The organism is Terasakiispira papahanaumokuakeensis, assembly GCF_001709345.1.
Taxonomy (GTDB): domain Bacteria; phylum Pseudomonadota; class Gammaproteobacteria; order Pseudomonadales; family Halomonadaceae; genus Terasakiispira; species Terasakiispira papahanaumokuakeensis.
Window position 1 is genome coordinate 4,001,287 of the sequence record NZ_MDTQ01000001.1, and the last position, 17,356, is coordinate 4,018,642.

Annotated in this window: 15 protein-coding genes; 8 read left to right on the forward strand and 7 right to left on the reverse strand. The window is 51.5% G+C overall.

Features of this window, described 5'->3' with window-relative positions:
- Nucleotides 1–59 precede the first annotated feature (59 nt).
- Nucleotides 60–668 (reverse strand): LysE family translocator, encoded by a 609-nt coding sequence (locus tag BFW38_RS17365; protein ID WP_069000060.1) that lies wholly within the window; start codon nt 666–668, stop codon nt 60–62.
- A 158-nt stretch (nt 669–826) separates the two neighbouring features.
- Here BFW38_RS17365 and BFW38_RS17370 point away from each other — a divergent pair, with 158 nt between their 5' ends.
- Entirely contained in the window at nt 827–1,300 is a 474-nt protein-coding gene (locus BFW38_RS17370; RefSeq protein WP_069000583.1) for a YbhB/YbcL family Raf kinase inhibitor-like protein, read from the forward strand.
- 150 nt (nt 1,301–1,450) lie between these two features.
- The gene (locus BFW38_RS17375; protein ID WP_069000061.1) at nt 1,451–2,095 is read left to right on the forward strand and encodes a YjaG family protein; all 645 of its coding nucleotides are present in this window, start codon (nt 1,451–1,453) and stop codon (nt 2,093–2,095) included.
- Nucleotides 2,096–2,251: 156 nt separating this feature from the next.
- Here the strand turns inward: BFW38_RS17375 and BFW38_RS17380 are convergent, their stop codons facing one another.
- Nucleotides 2,252–3,235 (reverse strand): homoserine kinase, encoded by a 984-nt coding sequence (locus BFW38_RS17380; protein ID WP_069000062.1) that lies wholly within the window; start codon nt 3,233–3,235, stop codon nt 2,252–2,254.
- Between the two features lie 244 nt (nt 3,236–3,479).
- Nucleotides 3,480–3,761: a DUF2782 domain-containing protein gene (locus BFW38_RS17385; RefSeq protein WP_069000063.1), complete on the reverse strand. Its 282-nt coding sequence runs from the start codon at nt 3,759–3,761 to the stop codon at nt 3,480–3,482.
- Between the two features lie 160 nt (nt 3,762–3,921).
- Between BFW38_RS17385 and polA the strand changes: the two genes are divergently transcribed.
- Nucleotides 3,922–6,672, forward strand: coding sequence for a DNA polymerase I (gene polA, locus BFW38_RS17390; RefSeq protein WP_069000584.1), 2,751 nt, complete (start codon nt 3,922–3,924; stop codon nt 6,670–6,672).
- Between the two features lie 63 nt (nt 6,673–6,735).
- Here the strand turns inward: polA and BFW38_RS17395 are convergent, their stop codons facing one another.
- Both BFW38_RS17395 and BFW38_RS17400 read right to left on the reverse strand, forming a co-directional pair.
- Nucleotides 6,736–7,539 carry a hypothetical protein gene (locus BFW38_RS17395; protein WP_069000064.1) on the reverse strand — a complete coding sequence of 268 codons (804 nt, stop codon included), beginning with the start codon at nt 7,537–7,539 and terminating at the stop codon, nt 6,736–6,738.
- 222 nt (nt 7,540–7,761) lie between these two features.
- The gene (locus BFW38_RS17400) at nt 7,762–8,472 is read right to left on the reverse strand and encodes a class I SAM-dependent methyltransferase (RefSeq protein ID WP_069000065.1); all 711 of its coding nucleotides are present in this window, start codon (nt 8,470–8,472) and stop codon (nt 7,762–7,764) included.
- Between the two features lie 83 nt (nt 8,473–8,555).
- Between BFW38_RS17400 and BFW38_RS17405 the strand changes: the two genes are divergently transcribed.
- Nucleotides 8,556–9,170, forward strand: a complete 615-nt coding sequence (locus BFW38_RS17405) for a DNA-3-methyladenine glycosylase (RefSeq protein ID WP_069000066.1) — start codon at nt 8,556–8,558, stop codon at nt 9,168–9,170.
- Nucleotides 9,171–9,218: 48 nt separating this feature from the next.
- Here BFW38_RS17405 and BFW38_RS17410 read toward each other — a convergent pair whose 3' ends face one another.
- On the reverse strand, nt 9,219–9,923 hold the full coding sequence (locus BFW38_RS17410) for a 2OG-Fe(II) oxygenase (RefSeq protein WP_084004751.1): 705 nt from the start codon (nt 9,921–9,923) through the stop codon (nt 9,219–9,221).
- Between the two features lie 447 nt (nt 9,924–10,370).
- Between BFW38_RS17410 and BFW38_RS17415 the strand changes: the two genes are divergently transcribed.
- Nucleotides 10,371–11,813, forward strand: coding sequence for an MFS transporter (locus BFW38_RS17415; RefSeq protein WP_069000067.1), 1,443 nt, complete (start codon nt 10,371–10,373; stop codon nt 11,811–11,813).
- 108 nt (nt 11,814–11,921) lie between these two features.
- On the opposite strand, the gene BFW38_RS17420 is transcribed toward BFW38_RS17415, so the two are convergent.
- Nucleotides 11,922–12,728, reverse strand: coding sequence for a FadR/GntR family transcriptional regulator (locus BFW38_RS17420; RefSeq protein WP_245686190.1), 807 nt, complete (start codon nt 12,726–12,728; stop codon nt 11,922–11,924).
- Nucleotides 12,729–12,878: 150 nt separating this feature from the next.
- Here BFW38_RS17420 and BFW38_RS17425 point away from each other — a divergent pair, with 150 nt between their 5' ends.
- From BFW38_RS17425 to BFW38_RS17435, 3 genes are all read left to right on the forward strand, one after another.
- Nucleotides 12,879–14,063 carry an acyl-CoA dehydrogenase gene (locus BFW38_RS17425; protein ID WP_069000587.1) on the forward strand — a complete coding sequence of 395 codons (1,185 nt, stop codon included), beginning with the start codon at nt 12,879–12,881 and terminating at the stop codon, nt 14,061–14,063.
- 102 nt (nt 14,064–14,165) lie between these two features.
- Nucleotides 14,166–15,467, forward strand: coding sequence for a CaiB/BaiF CoA transferase family protein (locus tag BFW38_RS17430; protein WP_084004752.1), 1,302 nt, complete (start codon nt 14,166–14,168; stop codon nt 15,465–15,467).
- A gap of 235 nt (nt 15,468–15,702) precedes the next feature.
- Nucleotides 15,703–17,340 carry a methyl-accepting chemotaxis protein gene (locus tag BFW38_RS17435; protein ID WP_069000068.1) on the forward strand — a complete coding sequence of 546 codons (1,638 nt, stop codon included), beginning with the start codon at nt 15,703–15,705 and terminating at the stop codon, nt 17,338–17,340.
- The last annotated feature ends 16 nt before the right edge of the window (nt 17,341–17,356 follow it).

Consider the following 17,356-nt stretch of genomic DNA (forward strand, 5'->3'; position numbering starts at 1 on the left):
CGTCTTACCATCGAAAAGCGCCTGACATCAGGAGGACGTCTCACATTAGGGGAGACGTCTTACAGTAAAACCACGCTTAACGCGATTGCGATGAGAACGATACCTGTGATTCGGTCAATCCAGCGACTATGCGCTTGTAGCCAGGGCAGAAGCTGTGAATGAGAAAGCCCTAACGCGACCAGTAAGTACCAGCCCGTATCAATCCCCCAAGCGGTTAAGGCAATAATGATTTTGCTGAGCATGCCCTGGTCGGTGCCCACGAAAGGGGCAAATAAAGCAATGAAAAAGATCGCGATCTTAGGGCTCAAAAATGCCGTGAGAAAGCCATCCCGTGCGGCTTGTTTCATATTGACCGCACTGTATTTTAGCGGCGTTAATACGCTACCGGATGAGCGTAATGCTTGTCCGCCAATCCAGGCCAGATAAGCGGCTCCCGCCCAGGTCAGCCCTGTTTCTAACGCGGGGAATTGATGGAGCAAGGTGGCGACGCCAGCCACGGCTGCCAGTGCATACAAGCCAATACCGATGCCATGAGCGAAAGCGGCGACTATACCGTGGCGGCGTGATCCTTTGACGGTATGACGCAAAATCATGGCGAGGCTGGGGCCTGGAGAGATCGCCCCCAATGTGCACAAGGTGGCGATGGAAAGCCAAGCGCTAAATGTCATACTGAAATCCTTGTATCGTATGTGAAAGGCCCTCATGCTGAGGCCTTGTCGAAGGCTGAAAATATCAGCCCGTCTCAGTGGCTCCCAGTCTGCTGAGTATGCCTTATATTGTGGTGTTTATATTAAATGAGTTGTGTTTAATCAAACAAGAGGTGGCTATGGCTTTTGCACCATCTAGCATGTCGTTGACGAGCCCTCAGTTCTCGGCGATGGGCGCGATTCCTAAAGCAAACTCGGCTGAGGCCGAGGATCGATCTCCCGCGTTGAGCTGGACCGCGGGGCCGGAAGGTACTCAGGCGTATGCCGTGATATGCCATGACCCGGATGCCCCTTTGGTCCAGAATGGTACTTATGGGTATGTGCATTGGGTGTTGTATAACCTGCCCGCTGAGACGATGTCATTAGATGAAGGGACTCAGGTGGGGACATCCGGTGTTAATGACGGTGGCCGCCTAGGGTATGGCGGGCCGATGCCGCCAGAAGGGCATGGGCCTCACTGCTATTATTTCTGGGTCTTAGCGCTGGATCAGGTATTGGATTTGCCGGAAGGCTTGACCTTGCCGGAATTCCTGACGCAAATAGAGCCGCATTTGCTGGGGATGAGCCGTCTGATCGGGACTTATGAGCGCTAACCCTCTCAATACTCATGAATGTTTGTGTGGGCGGGTGTGGTGCACGCCTTCTGAGTGATCTGCACTGATCTCAGCCCTGCAGCATGTTGTTCACTCGCCGAGCGCTATGGGACGATCGGCGAGTGGATCTACCGTAATATGGATTGTGACATGAAGACTCAAAGCGGTAATTCAGCGCCCCCGAGTACCAAAAGCTTTAATGCCCGTTTACGTGAACTACGCCACTGGCAGCAAGTGGCCTTTGCTGCGGCGTTGGCACAACGTAGTTTGATTAACTACCGCTTATTCAGTGAAATGACCGATTTTGGTGATGCCCAAGCGTTACACCATCTCGTTGATTTGTTGTGGGAGTCTGTTTTAGTCCCTGACGCTAAAATTAATTTTGCGGTGCAGCAGGAAAACCTACAGCCCTTGATCCCCGATCCTGAGCAGTTTGATATGTATGGGGTTTATCCAGCGATTGATGCTGCGATGGCGGTTGATATGGCACTTGAGTTGGCGCAAGAGGCTGATTCCGAGGCGGTGATTAGGGCCAGCAAACTCTCTCGGAGCACGGTACGTCAGTACCTTGAGCTGACAGCAGATGATGCGCTGGAAGGTGCAGAGTTGGCGCAATGGGTACGCCAGCAACCTTTGATGAGTGATGAAAATGACTTTCAGGATGAAGTCTTATTACAGGTGGCCGCTCATAAAAAACCGCCCAAAGACGCAATGAAGGCTCTCCGCCAACTGGCCCGAAATGAAGGTTTTAGCAATCTCGGTTTATCTCTGGCGGAGGAGAGTGACGAACACTGAATCGTCCTGACCGGATGTCCGTCGATACAGATTAAGCGCTTAGCCGTCACTGGGGTTGCTTCATACCTGACCGGCACCCTACCTAGGCTATGAGGGCAGGGGGGCCGGCGCTTCAACTTTAGTCTGCATGGCCCTCAAGTCAGCATGGCCCTCATCTTAATAACCAAAGTGGCGAATATGGTGATGCAATATACGCCGATAGACTTCGGGGTCTTTGGCGATACGTTGATGGGCTTGAGGTTCTACATGGACAACGAGCAACCGTGAGAGCCAGTAACGCAGAGCGGTCATGCGTAGCATCCAGGGCCAAGCTTCTCGTTCTGCGGGTGAGAAAGGGCATATGGCCTGATAAGCGGCCAGCATGGTGTCATAGCGCTTTTGATCCAGTTGACCATCATCTTCTACACACCAGTCATTGATCAATATGGCCAGATCAAATAAACGCTCCCCAACACAGCCGTTATAAAAATCAATCACGCCGGTCAGGCGACGACCACTGGGTAATGAGCGAAATAGCGTGTTATCGCGAAATAAATCCCCATGCAGTGCCGCTTGCGGCAGCGGTCCGATGCGATCAAAAACCTCACGGTAACGTGTGATCTCGCCTTGCATCATATCCTTCAGCCCCATACTCAAAAAAGGCAGGACCTGTTCATGGGTTTGCTCCAGCCAATTCAAGTCACGAGCATTGGGGCGTGGATAGGGAAAGTCCTTATCCGCAAAATCGGCCGTGGCTTGATGCTGGCGTGCTAAGTAATCTGCGGCCTGTTGGCAGAAATCTAAGGCCGGTGTATTGGGGTGCTCGCCTGGAAGGCGTGGAAATAATAATGCGGGTCGACCTTTGAGTGTATGTAATGCTTCGCCCTGTGGATCATGCAGTGGACCAGGAACCGGGAGCCCTTGAGCATCCAGTCGGTCCAACAGGGCAATCACGAAGGGGAGATCCTCGGCTTCGCCCTGTTCAAACAGGGTTAATACCAGTGTCTCTTCGCCATTGGGTGCAGGGCTTTCAAGGGTGACAAAAAAGGTCGAATTTTCTGTGCCGGCCGCGACTTCTTCGATTGCACTGGCTTTGGGCAGCGCAAAGTCATCAAGTAGCGTGCCGATTTCGTCAAGCGATACCGGAGTAAAAACGGCCATGGGGCAGTTGTATTCCTGAATTGAGGTTGTGCAAATGCCATTCGTGACCGATAAGTGAGCCACTTATCGGCACGGCTTTATCATGACAAGATGTCAAAGTTCAGTGGTCATGTTCAGATGTGGTGAGCTGAACGGTGTCGCACTCGGTCAGGATGCGATCACACTGGGCTCGGTGATATTGAGCTTCCAGCATAGTGGAGTCTAAGGCTTAATGCAGTACGCGAAAAGAGGGGCGTTGCAAAGACTACCATTCAAAAATCACCCAGCTGGGGATTTTCAATTCGTGACGCTTATCCTGAGAGAACTGACCACTGCCATCACTATCGACCAGATAGTAAGGCTCCCCATTCTTGGGAATAATCTTAATGGCGTAAAGTTGGCCATTGATCCGGTATTCCTCAACCGTACGACCTTGTTCTTGTCGAATGGTGACTTCGGGTTCAGGATTATCCGCCTGTGCCTGCTGGACTACAAGCCCTAGGCTAACAGCCAGTAAACCCGCCTGTAGATAATGACGCCAAGTCATAATGTCTTCTCCTTAACGGATGCGGCAGATCACGGGCTTGCGTATCATGAAGCTGAACCCGCTTGATCATCTTGATCAAGGTGACAGTCTACCCCAAACCTTGGCAGGCAGCATGCCTTCTGTCACATGTCTTCTGCCAAGTGTAAAACAGGATTTTGACATGAGTGATCAATCAGCCCAAGACCTTACACCGTTGGTCCTGGTCGATGGTTCTTCTTACTTGTATCGTGCTTTTCATGCCCTACCGCCGCTAACGACCTCTAAGGGTCAGCCTACAGGGGCCATTAAGGGCGTACTGAATATGCTGGACAGCTTGTTGCGTCAGTATCCTGATAGCACCCCCGTGGTGGTGTTTGATGCCAAGGGCCCGACATTTCGTGATGAGCTCTTTGCTGATTATAAAGCCCAGCGCCCGCCTATGCCGGATGATCTGCGTAGTCAAATTGAACCACTGCATGCGTGTATTAAAGCCTTAGGGTTGCCGCTTTTATGTATTGAAGGCGTTGAAGCCGATGATGTGATCGGCACCTTGGCGCATCAGTATGCGGCGAAAGGACATGAGGTGGTGATCTCCACTGGCGACAAGGATATGGCTCAGCTGGTCGGGCCTAACGTGACGCTGGTGAATACCATGACCAATACGGTCATGGATATTGAAGGGGTGAAAGAGAAATTTGGTATTGGGCCCGAGCTGATTATTGATTACCTAGCACTGATGGGGGATAAGGTCGATAACATTCCTGGCGTGCCTGGCGTCGGTGAGAAAACCGCCAAGGCCTTGCTTCAAGGGATTGGTGGGCTCGATGCGCTCTACCAGCGACTCGATGACATTCCCGCGCTGACCTTTCGGGGCGCGAAGACGATGCCGAAAAAGCTCCAGGATAATGAGGAGCAGGCGCGTTTATCTTATCGGTTGGCGACGATCAAACTGGATTGTGAGTTGGACCTGACCGAAGGTGATCTTCAGCGCCAGGCGCCCGATCAAGCGGCACTGCAAACGCTTTATACGGAGTTGGAATTCCAAACGTTGTTGCGTCATTTGCTCAATGAAGTCGATGCGACAGCGAGTGATGATCAGGCCGCAATCGCAGAAGTCGCTACTGAGGCCAATTATCAGGTGGTGACTGATCGTGTTGAGTTTGAGGCTTGGGTTGAGCGTTTACGGCAGGCCCCTGCCTTTGCATTTGATACAGAAACCACCAGTCTGAATTATATGGAAGCCGAGATTGTCGGTGTTTCATTTGCGGTGGAGGTTGGCGAGGCTGCTTATGTACCGGTCGCTCATGATTACCCCGGAGCGCCCGATCAGTTGGATCGAGACGATGTTTTGGCCGCCCTTAAGCCGTTGCTGGAAGACCCTAAGATTGGAAAAATTGGCCAGAACCTCAAATATGATATGAGTGTGCTGGCGCTTTATGACATCCATCTTCAGGGGATCGCCGCCGATACGATGCTGGAATCCTATGTGTTGGATAGCACTGCGCGCCACGATATGGATTCAATGTCGCTCAAGCACCTGGGTCATAAGACGGTCAGCTTTGAAGAGATCGCCGGGAAAGGTGTCAAACAGCTGACATTTAACCAAATTGCGTTGGAGCAAGCCGCGCCTTATGCCGCAGAAGATGCTGATATTACGCTGCGACTACATGAAACTTTATCCGCTCGTTTGAAAGACGAAGCACAGCTGACGCAAGTATTGTCTGAACTTGAGTTACCCCTGGTGTCCATCCTTTCAGGGATTGAGCGCAATGGTGTCAAGTTAGATATTGAACACCTCAAGGCGCATTCCGATGAAATGGCGACACGGATCCATGAGCTGGAACAGCAAGCTTATGAAATGGCGGGGCGCCCTTTCAATCTTGGTTCTCCCAAGCAGTTAGGCCAGATTCTGTATGAAGAGCAGGGGGTTCCTGTACTTAAAAAAACCCCTAAGGGGGCGCCCTCAACCGCAGAAGCCGTGTTAGAAGAGCTGGCCTTGGATTATCCACTCCCGAAGCTGATTATGGAGCATCGGGGATTGTCCAAGTTGAAAAATACCTATACGGACAAACTGCCTCAGTTGGTCAATTCAGACACAGGCCGGGTCCATACCAGTTATCACCAAGCGGTCACGGCGACCGGTCGTTTATCAAGCTCTGATCCTAACCTTCAGAATATTCCTATTCGTAGTGAACACGGTCGGCGTATTCGCCAGGCGTTTATTGCTGAGCCCGGTTATGTGTTGGTTGCCGCCGATTACTCTCAGGTCGAGCTGAGGATTATGGCCCACCTCTCGGGGGATAAAGGGTTACTCAAAGCCTTTGCTGAGGGCGAGGATATTCACCGGGCCACAGCGGCGGAGGTCTTTGGCCTCGATCCCGAGCATGTCAGTGCCGATCAGCGTCGTAGTGCCAAGGCGATCAATTTTGGCTTGATCTATGGCATGAGTGCATGGGGATTAAGTAAACAGCTACACCTGGAGCGTGCTCAGGCTCAGTTGTATATCGATCGTTATTTTGATCGCTATCCAGGGGTGAAACGTTATATGGAAAACACCCGTGAGCAGGCTCGCGAGCAAGGCTATGTTGAAACCTTGATGGGACGTCGTCTGCGCTTGCCAGAAATTAAATCGCGCAATCCTGCTCAGCGGCAGGGGGCGGAACGAACCGCAATCAATGCGCCGATGCAGGGCACGGCAGCGGATATCATTAAAGCGGCCATGATTGGTGTCGATCACCATCTGCGTCAGCATCCTGAACTTAAAGCACGAATGATCATGCAGGTGCATGATGAGTTGGTGTTCGAAGTGGCGGAAGGTCAGGCCGAGTCCTTGATTGAGGCGATTGTTCCGGTGATGTCTGGCGCCGCCTCACTGGATGTACCGTTGGAAGTTGAGGCGCGCCAGGGGCGTAACTGGGATGAAGCTCACTGAGCGTGATCATTCAAGGCGCTGATAATTAAAAACTCGGATCACTCAAGACGATGCGAGGCAGCCTTAGCGGGCTGCCTTCATTTTTTGCGTGGCGTCGGCTTTAGCGCGCTCAATGTCCGACATAAACTGTTCTTCTTTTTCCATGTCGTTCAGCCCATCTGCCAAGGTGTTGGCGCCTTTTGTCTCTTGGTTGTCGGCTTCTTTTTTGAGCCGCTCAATCGTGTGACGAGCATCTTTGACGATTTGACGATAAGGATGATTGGGCTCGTTTTTGAACTTGTTGAGTTCTTTGATCACCCGTTCGAGATGGATGATGGCCAACCGAGGTTTATCATCTTCAATCGCTTGGGCCGCATTTTGTTGATACATCTCGACAATGACGCGCGTTACGGTCTGATGGATATGACTACTAAATTGTTGAGTGACGTTTTCCGGTAATTTCTTTTCACGGTAAAGCTGCATTACAAAGGTGTGTAGATCTTTGAGTGCATGAGAGATTTGCTGGCCCTGTTCGATATTACTAATCGGATCGCCGGAGAGTTCACCACTGGCTTGCGTTTGGGCCAGATATTGGTTGGCGCGATTAAATGTTCTGACAAACTCGGGGTCCTGCTCGCCTAAATCCTGCTGGGCTTGTAGCCGGTTTTGCCATATTCGCGCGAGCATGAGACGAATGGGCTGTGTCATCAGGTGTTCTGGGATCTCGTCAATAAGCCGCTGAACCCGTGTGGCTTCACTTCTGAGCAAGCGTAATTTGCGCTGGCGCTCGACTTCTTTGTCTTGTTTGTCTTTGGTCTGATACACCACATAACCGATCACAAAAGCCAAACAAGCAATAAAGCCCAAAAATATCAGTAACGTTGTCATTGGCGTCTGCTTTCCCCGGCAGCCTTTTAAGGTCGTGCAGGCTCCCTTGATCGGCGGGAGCCTTACTGTTGAGTCGTGTCTTATTGATTGGATCGAGGGCTCATCAAGGGCTAGGTTGTGGCCTCTTGGGTTGAGTCTTCGATGAATCCGTACGGCAGATTAACCTATCTACATTAGCAGATTCCATGCTCAATGAGACTTGTCGGTGACAGCATACGTCGATTACATCGGTATGCTGTTGTGGTTGTGTTGCGAGCTGTCATAAAAGTAACAGGCCACATGAGCGTGAATCGTATCTAAGTCAGGCCAGGTACGGCCTTTCAGCGTATGCATTTGATAGCCATCAGGAGCGGTTATTCCGGCGCTATGAGACTCGGCAAGGAGTACTTGAGGAGCGAGTTGAGGGAGTTGTTGAAGTAGCGGCTGGTTGTCAGCGGTATACAGCAGATCTGCGGCGACAATGAGGTCTATGTCATCCTTTAGGGCAGCCTCCAGATCATCGATGATCTGGAGGTTAACTTGATTTAATTGTGCATTGGCGCGACAGGCTTCGAGTGCGTCTAGAGCCGTGTCACAGGCGGTCACGCTGCGTGCGCCTGCGCGCAACGCCGCGATGCCGACGACGGCTGACCCGGCCCCCAGATCTAATATGTTGCGGCCTTCGACCCATTCCGGCCGACTTATGAAAAGATGGGCCAGAGCCCAGCCGGCAGGCCATACCAGTGACCACATCGGGCATTGATCAGCTAATCGAGTCATTTCCTCTTCGCTGAAAGGGCGATCGAGTGGACCATCTAGCAGCCACAAATCACAACCTAATGAATCGATGGTTTGTGGTGACAGATGTGCGCCAATCTGTAATTGATCGATACGTTTGACCAGCCTTTCAGGGGCATGGTGCGCAGAATGGTTTATGGGGGGCGTGGCAGGCATATGATAAGGATCTTGAATCAAGGTTAGGGGGGGATGGTACGGTGCATTAAATTAATGGTGTTTTGAATGACGGGAGTGGGTTGATGGATGAGACAGCGCGACGTCCCTTGCCGCGTTCTTTTTTTGCTCGGGAAACGTTAGTTGTGGCGGAAGCCTTGTTGGGCTGCTTGGTCGTTCGTGAGTTAGATGATGGCCGCATATTGGTGGCCCGTATTGTTGAAGTCGAAGCCTATTGTGGCCCAGACGATTCAGCCTGTCATGCTGCAAAAGGACGAACCCCGCGTACTGAAGTCATGTTTGGGCCGCCAGGACATGCCTATGTCTATTTAATTTATGGCATCCATCATATGCTGAACTTTATTACCTGGCGGGATGGGTTCCCTTGTGGTGTGCTTATTCGAGCGCTTGAGCCGGTTGAAAACATTGGGGCCATGCGCACATTGCGCCCGGTCTCCGGGCGGGCCTTGTGTAATGGTCCGGGTAAGTTAACGGCAGCATTAGGGGTCACTCGGACCTTGTATGGTCATGATCTAACGCAGGGCTCATTCCTGTGGGTGTGTGAGCGCGATATCGAGTTGAACGCTGAGGAAGTGGCCCGTGGGCCACGCGTGGGTATTGACTATGCTGCCCCCGTCGATCGAGACGCGCCTTGGCGCTTTTGGCTCAGAGATAATCCTTGGGTCTCAAAAGCGCGTTGATCACCGTTTTCTAGACGGATCGATATGAGTGGCGACGAGGCTCGTGGATCAAAGGGCGGGATCGATCACGGGCCCCAGTGATGCATTGATTCGGAACCACCCGGTAATACTGGCTCGATCTGCTTGAGTGGGACGTACCTCATGTGGCATCAGTTCTGACATAAAGCAGGCCAGCGTGCCTTGTTGCGGCGTGACCCGTGTCACGGTCTGGCCTGTATTTGGATCATACATCACCATTTCACCGCCATTGCGTTCATCCCATTGAGGGTTGAGATACAAAATCGTAGTGACTACCCGGTTACTGCGTCCTTTTAAGCTGTCTAGGTGCTTGCGGTAAAAAGTCCCGGGTGGATAAAGCGCATAGTGGCTTTCATACTCAAATAATCCGAGAAATAACGCTCGATTGAGCGCATCTTTCAGCTGACGCATCATCTCAAGATAGTCTTTTTGTGGCGCTGTCTGGCCTTCTAACCAATGGGTTCTGTCGCCACGAATTTGCTGATTGAGCTGGTGTTGCTGTTGCCGGCCGATCCCTGCTTCTGTCAATACATGGGCTTGATCTAACGCTTTAAGATCATCGTAGAGTCGTTGGCAAAGTGATGGCGGTACAAAGTCGGGGGCGACAAACCAATAATCTTCAGCTAACCCATCAATCAAGGTGGAAAAATCCCACTGAATGGCATCGGGCTGGGCTTGTTGCTGTAGGTCCGGCCTAGGGGGTGGGGATTGAGTGGTTTGATTCAGCAGGGTCATCGGCAGCTCCTTAAGGCCTCTGAGTCTCAAGGCCGCCGAGCCTGTTGAGTCTCAAAAATCAGTGTGTTTGAAAAGAGTGTGTTTGAAAACGCGTGCGTTTGAAAATAACCCGGCGGTTTAGATGCCGGGCGTCACAAAAGCATGCTTAACCAAAACGCTTTAATTGCAGGTCACGCTTAAAGCCCATTAGTGCATGGTCGGATTATTAGCGCCCGATCATTTTTCAACAAGTCTTTTTTATGGTCTGTTTTTGGCTTCTAGAGTATGCCGAAAGAGGTGTTCATAACGTAAAATTCTTGTTTTGGTTTTTGTCTATAAAATCTGGGAATGTTCGTTATTTTGCCTTTAAAAAACATTAATTTTATCATTTTTATGTCTTGTAAAAAGGCGGCTGAAGCGTAAGATGGCGGCGTTCAAAACAACCACTTCTTTGTGATTATTACGCCCATGTCTCGCACACTTTTGGCTGCGGTTTTTGCACCGCTGGCCGGCTTATTTATTCTGACACTTGGTAACGGTTTCTTTAGTACTTTAGTCACTGTTCGATTGGATCATGAAGGCGCTTCAGCTACTGCTGTGGGCTTGGTGTCAGCCGCTTATTATGCCGGGCTGGTACTGGGGGCTTTTCGCAGTGAACGCCTGATTGCGCGTATTGGTCATATTCGTGCTTATTCGACATTTGCCAGCATGATGGCCGTGGCAGCACTCGGGCACGCTTTATGGATGAATCTGCCCTTTTGGGGCCTGCTGCGGTTAGTGGCAGGGTTCTGTATGGCGGGGTTGTTCGTCGCGGTGGAAAGTTGGTTGCTTGCGGCCGCAACAGCGGGTACACGTGGGCGTGTCCTGGCGCTTTATAATATTGCTTTTTTTGCCGCGACTGGGGCCGGTCAGTTTTTGCTCGAAGTCATGGATACCAACAGCATCATGCCGTTTTTACTCTTGTCGGTGACGTGTTCATTGTCGATTTTGCCGATGGCGTTAACACGTGTTTCTGCCCCGCAGATTGAAACGGCCATGCCGCTCTCTTTATTCAGCTTGTTACGTCTGTCTCCTACTGGTGTTGTGGGGTGTTTAATTGCGGGAGGCATGTTGGCCGCACTTTATTCACTGTTGCCGTTATTCCTTAAACAAACTACCGATACGTTGGCCATGGTGGCCCGAATGATGGCGGTGACTATTGCCGGTGGTCTGTTGCTACAGTATCCCATTGGTAAGCTATCTGATCGGTTGGATCGCCGCATTGTGCTGTTGGGATTAGCCGGAGTGGTTGTTCTTTGCTCTATTGTGGCGGCCTTGGGTTATCACAACCTGCGGGTATTGAGCTGTACTTTATTCCTGTTGGGGGGGGCTGCCTTTACGTTATACCCCGTAGCGATCAGTCATGCCGCGGATGGCTTAGAGCCCAATCAAATGGTCGGGGCCACCCAAGGTCTGCTTTTGTCTTATTCGGTGGGGGCGGCGTTATCACCGGTTTTAGCTGGGCCTGCGATGGGGCAGGTTGGACCGACAGGGTTCTTCCTGTTTACCGGATCGATCAGTCTCGGGTTGGTGTTCTTCTTCCTTTGGCGCTTACGTGATGGCCATGCGGTCGCCGTGGCGGATCATCAGGCTTATGTGGTCAGGCCTGCGGTAACCCCAGTTGGTGCTGAGCTAGATCCGATGGCGGCTCGGCAAGCCACACTGGATTTAACCGCAAAAGCTGATCTGCCAGAGGCACAAGTGTGGGAAGGCCAAGTGCCCGAGCCGATTATCCATGAAGTGCTGCAAAATGCTGATGCGAGCGCCGAGAGTGGTGCCGTCAATGACCGTGTGGTGGATGAGTTACAGGCAGCGAACCAAGCGCGCTGGCAACAAGGTGCGGCCAACTCTGAGTCATCGATGACGACTTGATTGGCCTATTGGCCTTATTCAATCAACTACCGCCCCAACTTAAGCGTACTGAGTTGGGGCGGTTTTTTTTGCTTAATCCCACCTTGATCACAGGGATTAACTCGCTTCTTAACCCGTGCCAGGGGAGAGCAGGTGTTGGTTGAACTGCACTTCCAATTCTTCGTTGAATCGGTTGGCTGATGCCATATGTGCTGCCATCTCGGCTCTAGCGGCTTGTGCATCTCTCGCTTCAAAAGCGGTGATCAACTGACGGTGGTACATCAGATTGGCGCATGAAAAATCTCTCTGCTCGGGTAAGCGTGATTTCTTGAACATGACCAAATCTCGAATCAGGTCAGTAATGAAGCGACCCATGAACGCCAGTAACGGATTAGGGCAGCGTTCTGCTAATAGCGCATGAAAGTCTAATTCGGCTTCTCGCTGTGCCAGACGAGTCTCGAAATCCTCGGGAGGGGTTGCGCAAGACTCTGTGAGGGCGCGTAGCTGGGCTAAATCCTGAGGCGTTAGATGCGGGGTGGCGAGTGCCGCAATTTCAGGTTCAACCAAGCTTCTCAAGGCATAAATATCGGGGCCATTGAGCTGTTCGAAATGGAGAAAGTTACGCAACAGCTGACTGGCTTTTGGGTAGGGAACGCGTTCAAGTATGGCACCCCCGTTGGGCCCCGTACGGATGGAGACGAGCCCTTGCACTTCGAGGGATTTCAACGCTTCGCGTACCGTTCCCTTGGCGCAGTCGAATTGGGCCATCAGTGCCTTTTCGTTCGGCAGTCGATCGCCGGGCTGTTTACCATTGAGTACCACCCACCGTTTGACCGCTTCAACAATCTGATCAGCCCGTTTGATGCGCTTTGGCGCCTCCATTTTCATGTCACTCAAAGATGTGTCCAGGGGTAAAGGCGGATCACTCAGTGGCATAAGGGTCTCCTTTGTCTTATCCATTGCATTTTAACTGAATTTGGACTAAAAGGTGTATTGATTGTATTTATAGTAATAAATAGACTGAATCAGCCAATACATCACACTGGATGAATTGGTGTGCTCGCTTATGACCAAGAGGATGGGATGATGTCGCGCTTTGCATTTAACTGGGACGACCCTTTTTTACTGGATCAGCAATTGACTGAAGAAGAGCGTCAGATTCGTGACGCTGCACAGGCTTATTGCCAGGATCAGCTGCAGCCTCGGGTATTGAAGGCTTTCCGAGAAGAGCGCTTTGATCGCGAGATTATGACTGAAATGGGAGCGCTTGGTTTATTGGGGCCGACCGTTTCTCCCTCATATGGTGGCGCGGGCGTGAATCACGTGGCTTATGGTCTGATTGCTCGAGAGGTCGAGCGGGTGGATTCAGGTTATCGCTCAGCCATGAGTGTGCAATCGTCGCTGGTGATGTATCCCATTGAGGCTTATGGCTCAGAAGCTCAGAAAACAAAGTATCTGCCCAAGTTGGCCACAGGGGAATGGATCGGATGTTTCGGGCTGACTGAGCCTGATCATGGTTCTGATCCCGGTGGCATGATCACCCGGGCTGAAAAAGTAGCGGATGGTTATCGGCTGACCGGACAAAAAATGTGGATTACGAACAGCCCGATTGCCGATCTGGCGGTCGTTTGGGCTAAGTCCGATGCGCATGACGGCAAAATCCGCGGCTTCATTGTTGAGCGTGGTACCCCTGGATTCAGTACGCCAGAGATTGAAGGCAAGGTATCGCTACGGGCGTCGATCACTGGAGAAATTGTGTTGGATGGGGCGGTTGTGCCGGAGGAGAATCTCCTGCCCGAGGCGGAAGGTCTGGGCGGGCCCTTTGGTTGTTTGAATAAGGCCCGCTACGGCATTGCTTGGGGCACGATGGGGGCGGCTGAATTTTGCTGGCATGCGGCGCGTCAATACACCTTGGACCGTAAGCAGTTTAAGCGACCTCTAGCCGCTAACCAGCTGATCCAAAAGAAATTAGCGGATATTCAAACCGAAATTACTCTGGGGTTGCAGGGTGCGCTTCAAGTCGGCCGTTTAATGGATTCCGGCCAGTGGGCGCCGGAAATGATTTCACTGATCAAGCGCAATAACTGCGGTAAAGCGTTGGATATCGCCCGGATGTCGCGAGATATGCACGGCGGCAATGGTATCTCTGACGAATATGGTGTGATTCGACATATGGTCAACCTGGAGTCTGTGAACACTTACGAAGGCACTCATGATGTACATGCCTTGATTTTAGGGCGTGCGCAGACAGGGATTCAGGCGTTTTGTTAAGCCTATTTTTGTTGTTTGTTGGGCGAAAATCGCTTTGTGAAAATCTATTGGGATGCCCCCGTTTGTTGGGGGCGTTGATCTCCCGGTGATACAGAGGACGTTATGGTGACAGCATCGGATTATTCATCGCAGGCCTCATCAGAGTCATCGACTGCAGGTGCATCACCGGTGACCTCAGAAAAGCCGCTTGCAGGCATTCGGGTTCTCGATCTATCCCGTGTATTGGCCGGCCCTTGGTGTAGCCAGCTTTTGGCTGATATGGGGGCTGAAGTGATTAAGATCGAGCGTCCAGGTCGTGGTGATGACACGCGTCATTGGGGGCCTCCTTGGGCTGGTGATTCCCAGGAGGCGGCCTATTATTTAGCGGCTAACCGAGGTAAGCAATCGGTGGCTGTCGATATCAGTCGACCTGAGGGGCAGGCGCTCATTCGTGAATTAGCCGCACAAAGTGATGTCGTGTTGGAAAATTTCAAAGTCGGTGGCTTAGCTAAATATGGCTTGGATTATGATGCTTTGAAATCACTGAATCCTCGTTTGGTGTACTGCGCCATTACTGGGTTTGGCCAGGATGGCCCTTATGCCCATCGAGCGGGCTATGACTTCATGATTCAAGGAATGGGCGGCATCATGAGTCTGACGGGTGAGCCCGATGAACAGCCGGGTGGTGGTCCGATGAAAGTAGGGGTCGCTTTTGTCGATATCTTCACCGGTCTTTATGCGGCGAATGCCATTATGGCGGCGTTGTGGCGGCGTCAACAGACGGGGCGTGGCGGCTATATCGATATGGCGCTTTTGGATGTTCAGGTCGGTGTGCTGGCTAATCAGGCATTGAATTACCTGACATCCCATCAAGTGCCGCAGCGCTTAGGGAATGCGCATCCTAATATCGTCCCCTATCAAGCGTTTGCCTCTTTGGATGGCAATATTATCTTGGCTGTGGGCAATGATGATCAGTTCAGTCGTTTTTGCGAAGTCGCAGGGCGTGCTGATTTGGCGCAGGATGAGCGTTTCAGTACCAATCGAGCAAGGGTCGCGCATCGTACCGAACTGGTGCCTCAAATTGCAGCCCTGATGGCCTCGCGTACGACGGATGAGTGGCTGAATGTGCTGGAATCTGTAGGCGTGCCCTGTGGTCCGGTGAATACGCTTGATCGAGTCTTTGACGACCCACAAGTCTTGGCGCGGGAATTGGTCCAACATCTACCACATCCAACCGCCGGAGAAGTGCGTTTAGTGGGTAACCCCATCTGCCTTGATGGTCAGCGCTTGAATGCCAATGTTCCGCCACCCTTATTGGGAGCCCATACCCGTGCGGTGATGAAGCAGTACCTCGGGCTTGATGATGCCACATTACAGTCATTGGCTCAGGCTGGCGTATTGGGATTCTCAGATGAAGCAGACTAATTTTTTGGTGAGATATTGACGGCTGTCCTTTTGGACATCGTCGCTTTTTGCCCCTTTTATTGGCGTATTTGGCCCGCACTTAGCGGGCTTTTTTTATTGTTAACAGGGCACTTCTTGATAACTAAAATTGATTATGAGTATTGTTTAATATTAATTACTTTAATCCTCTGGATGGTGCATTATATTTGAATCAAATTGGCGTAATCGCTTGATTCATAATGATAGGGTGACTCTCATGTCTCGTAAGCTGACTTTAGCCCAACGCTTGGCGCTGGGTTTTTCGCTTGTCTTAGGCTTAATGGTGATCATTGCACTGATTGGTGTTTTTCGGGTGAATTACATTGAGCGGACTTTAAGTGAGGTCGAAGATCAAGCGACCCAAAAACAGCGCTATGCGATTAATTTTCGCGGCAGTGTGCACGACCGTGCGATTGCCATTCGAGATGCGGTGCTGGTGAATCGTGATCAGGAATTTCAGCGGCATTTGCAAAATATTGAGCGCCTGAAAGCTTATTATCAGGATAATGCCGTGCCGATGGATCAGATGGTGGCGGCTAACTCCGATGTTCAAGAGCAGCGGTTGTTGGCATCCATTCAAGAGATTCGGACTCAGGCATTGTCTTTGACCGATGAGTTAGTCCACTTGCGTCAGTCGGGTCAGCACGAAAAAGCACGCGTTTTATTGCTTCAACACACTGCGCCAGCCTACCGAACCTGGTTGAACCGTATTAATGCGTTTATTGATTACCAGGAGCAAGCCATTCGCCAGGATGTCGCCGCAGTTCGAGATGTGGCGGGTGGCTTCCAATCATTGATTATCGGCTTGACGGCTGTTGCGATTGTCTTGGCCGCCTTAGTGGCTTGGAGAATCATCTACTACATCCGCTCTACTTTGGGGGGCGAGCCTGATCAGGTGGCGGGGATTATTCAAGAACTGGCACAAGGGAATTTGTGTCAGGAGATTCAGACGCCCTACCCGGACAGCGTGATGGGAACGCTGATACAAACATTGCGTCAATTGCGTGGGATTATTCAAGAGGTTCGCCAAGTGGGGGATGCGGTGACGGCGTCTTCCCATGAGCTTTCAACGACCGCAACACATAATCAAGAGCAAAGCCGTGTGCAGACAGATCAGTCTGAACAGATGGCGGCCGCAGTGAATGAAATGGCACAAACGGTCAGTGAAGTGGCTTTGCATGCGGCCAACGCCGCTGAGGCGACTCACTCGGCCGATCAACAAGTGGATCAGGGCAATCAGGTCACCCTGCAAACGGCCGATTCCATTGGCCGATTGGCTGAAACATTAGAATCAGGAGCTAAAGCGATTCAGCAGTTATCCACGAACAGTCAGGATATTGAGCGCATTATTCAAGTCATTAATGAAATTGCGGATCAGACCAATTTGCTGGCGCTGAATGCGGCGATTGAAGCGGCCCGAGCCGGAGAGCATGGACGAGGCTTTGCTGTCGTTGCGGATGAAGTTCGCTCTCTGGCGGCGAGAACTCAGGAGTCGACCCGTGAAATTCAGTCTATGATTGAACAGTTGCAAGAAGGCGCTGAACAAGCCGTCTCCGTTGTTCAACAGAGTCGTACTTTGGCACAGGAAACCGTCGCTGAAACACAGCAGTCGATCCAAGCATTAACGTTGATTCGTGAGGAAGTCAGTGCCATTAATGATATGAACACACAGATTGCAACAGCCTCTGAGCAACAAAGCACCGTCGCGGAAGAGGTGAATCAAAATATTCTCAGTATTCATGATGCCATTCGGGTGACTTCAGCGGGCACTGAGCAAGTGGCTAGTGCCAGCCGTTCATTGGCAGGGTTGGCACAACAGCTGACAGAGCAGGTGGCCTTTTTCCGCTTGAGCTAATGTCTTGTTGAGCTAA

Coding starts and splice junctions, on each gene's coding strand:
- BFW38_RS17365 (WP_069000060.1), bottom strand. CDS start 668: ATGACATTTAGCGCTTGGCTTTCCATCGCCACCTTGTGCACATTGGGG.
- BFW38_RS17370 (WP_069000583.1), top strand. CDS start 827: ATGGCTTTTGCACCATCTAGCATGTCGTTGACGAGCCCTCAGTTCTCG.
- BFW38_RS17375 (WP_069000061.1), top strand. CDS start 1,451: ATGAAGACTCAAAGCGGTAATTCAGCGCCCCCGAGTACCAAAAGCTTT.
- BFW38_RS17380 (WP_069000062.1), bottom strand. CDS start 3,235: ATGGCCGTTTTTACTCCGGTATCGCTTGACGAAATCGGCACGCTACTT.
- BFW38_RS17385 (WP_069000063.1), bottom strand. CDS start 3,761: ATGACTTGGCGTCATTATCTACAGGCGGGTTTACTGGCTGTTAGCCTA.
- polA (WP_069000584.1), top strand. CDS start 3,922: ATGAGTGATCAATCAGCCCAAGACCTTACACCGTTGGTCCTGGTCGAT.
- BFW38_RS17395 (WP_069000064.1), bottom strand. CDS start 7,539: ATGACAACGTTACTGATATTTTTGGGCTTTATTGCTTGTTTGGCTTTT.
- BFW38_RS17400 (WP_069000065.1), bottom strand. CDS start 8,472: ATGCCTGCCACGCCCCCCATAAACCATTCTGCGCACCATGCCCCTGAA.
- BFW38_RS17405 (WP_069000066.1), top strand. CDS start 8,556: ATGGATGAGACAGCGCGACGTCCCTTGCCGCGTTCTTTTTTTGCTCGG.
- BFW38_RS17410 (WP_084004751.1), bottom strand. CDS start 9,923: ATGACCCTGCTGAATCAAACCACTCAATCCCCACCCCCTAGGCCGGAC.
- BFW38_RS17415 (WP_069000067.1), top strand. CDS start 10,371: ATGTCTCGCACACTTTTGGCTGCGGTTTTTGCACCGCTGGCCGGCTTA.
- BFW38_RS17420 (WP_245686190.1), bottom strand. CDS start 12,728: ATGCCACTGAGTGATCCGCCTTTACCCCTGGACACATCTTTGAGTGAC.
- BFW38_RS17425 (WP_069000587.1), top strand. CDS start 12,879: ATGTCGCGCTTTGCATTTAACTGGGACGACCCTTTTTTACTGGATCAG.
- BFW38_RS17430 (WP_084004752.1), top strand. CDS start 14,166: ATGGTGACAGCATCGGATTATTCATCGCAGGCCTCATCAGAGTCATCG.
- BFW38_RS17435 (WP_069000068.1), top strand. CDS start 15,703: ATGTCTCGTAAGCTGACTTTAGCCCAACGCTTGGCGCTGGGTTTTTCG.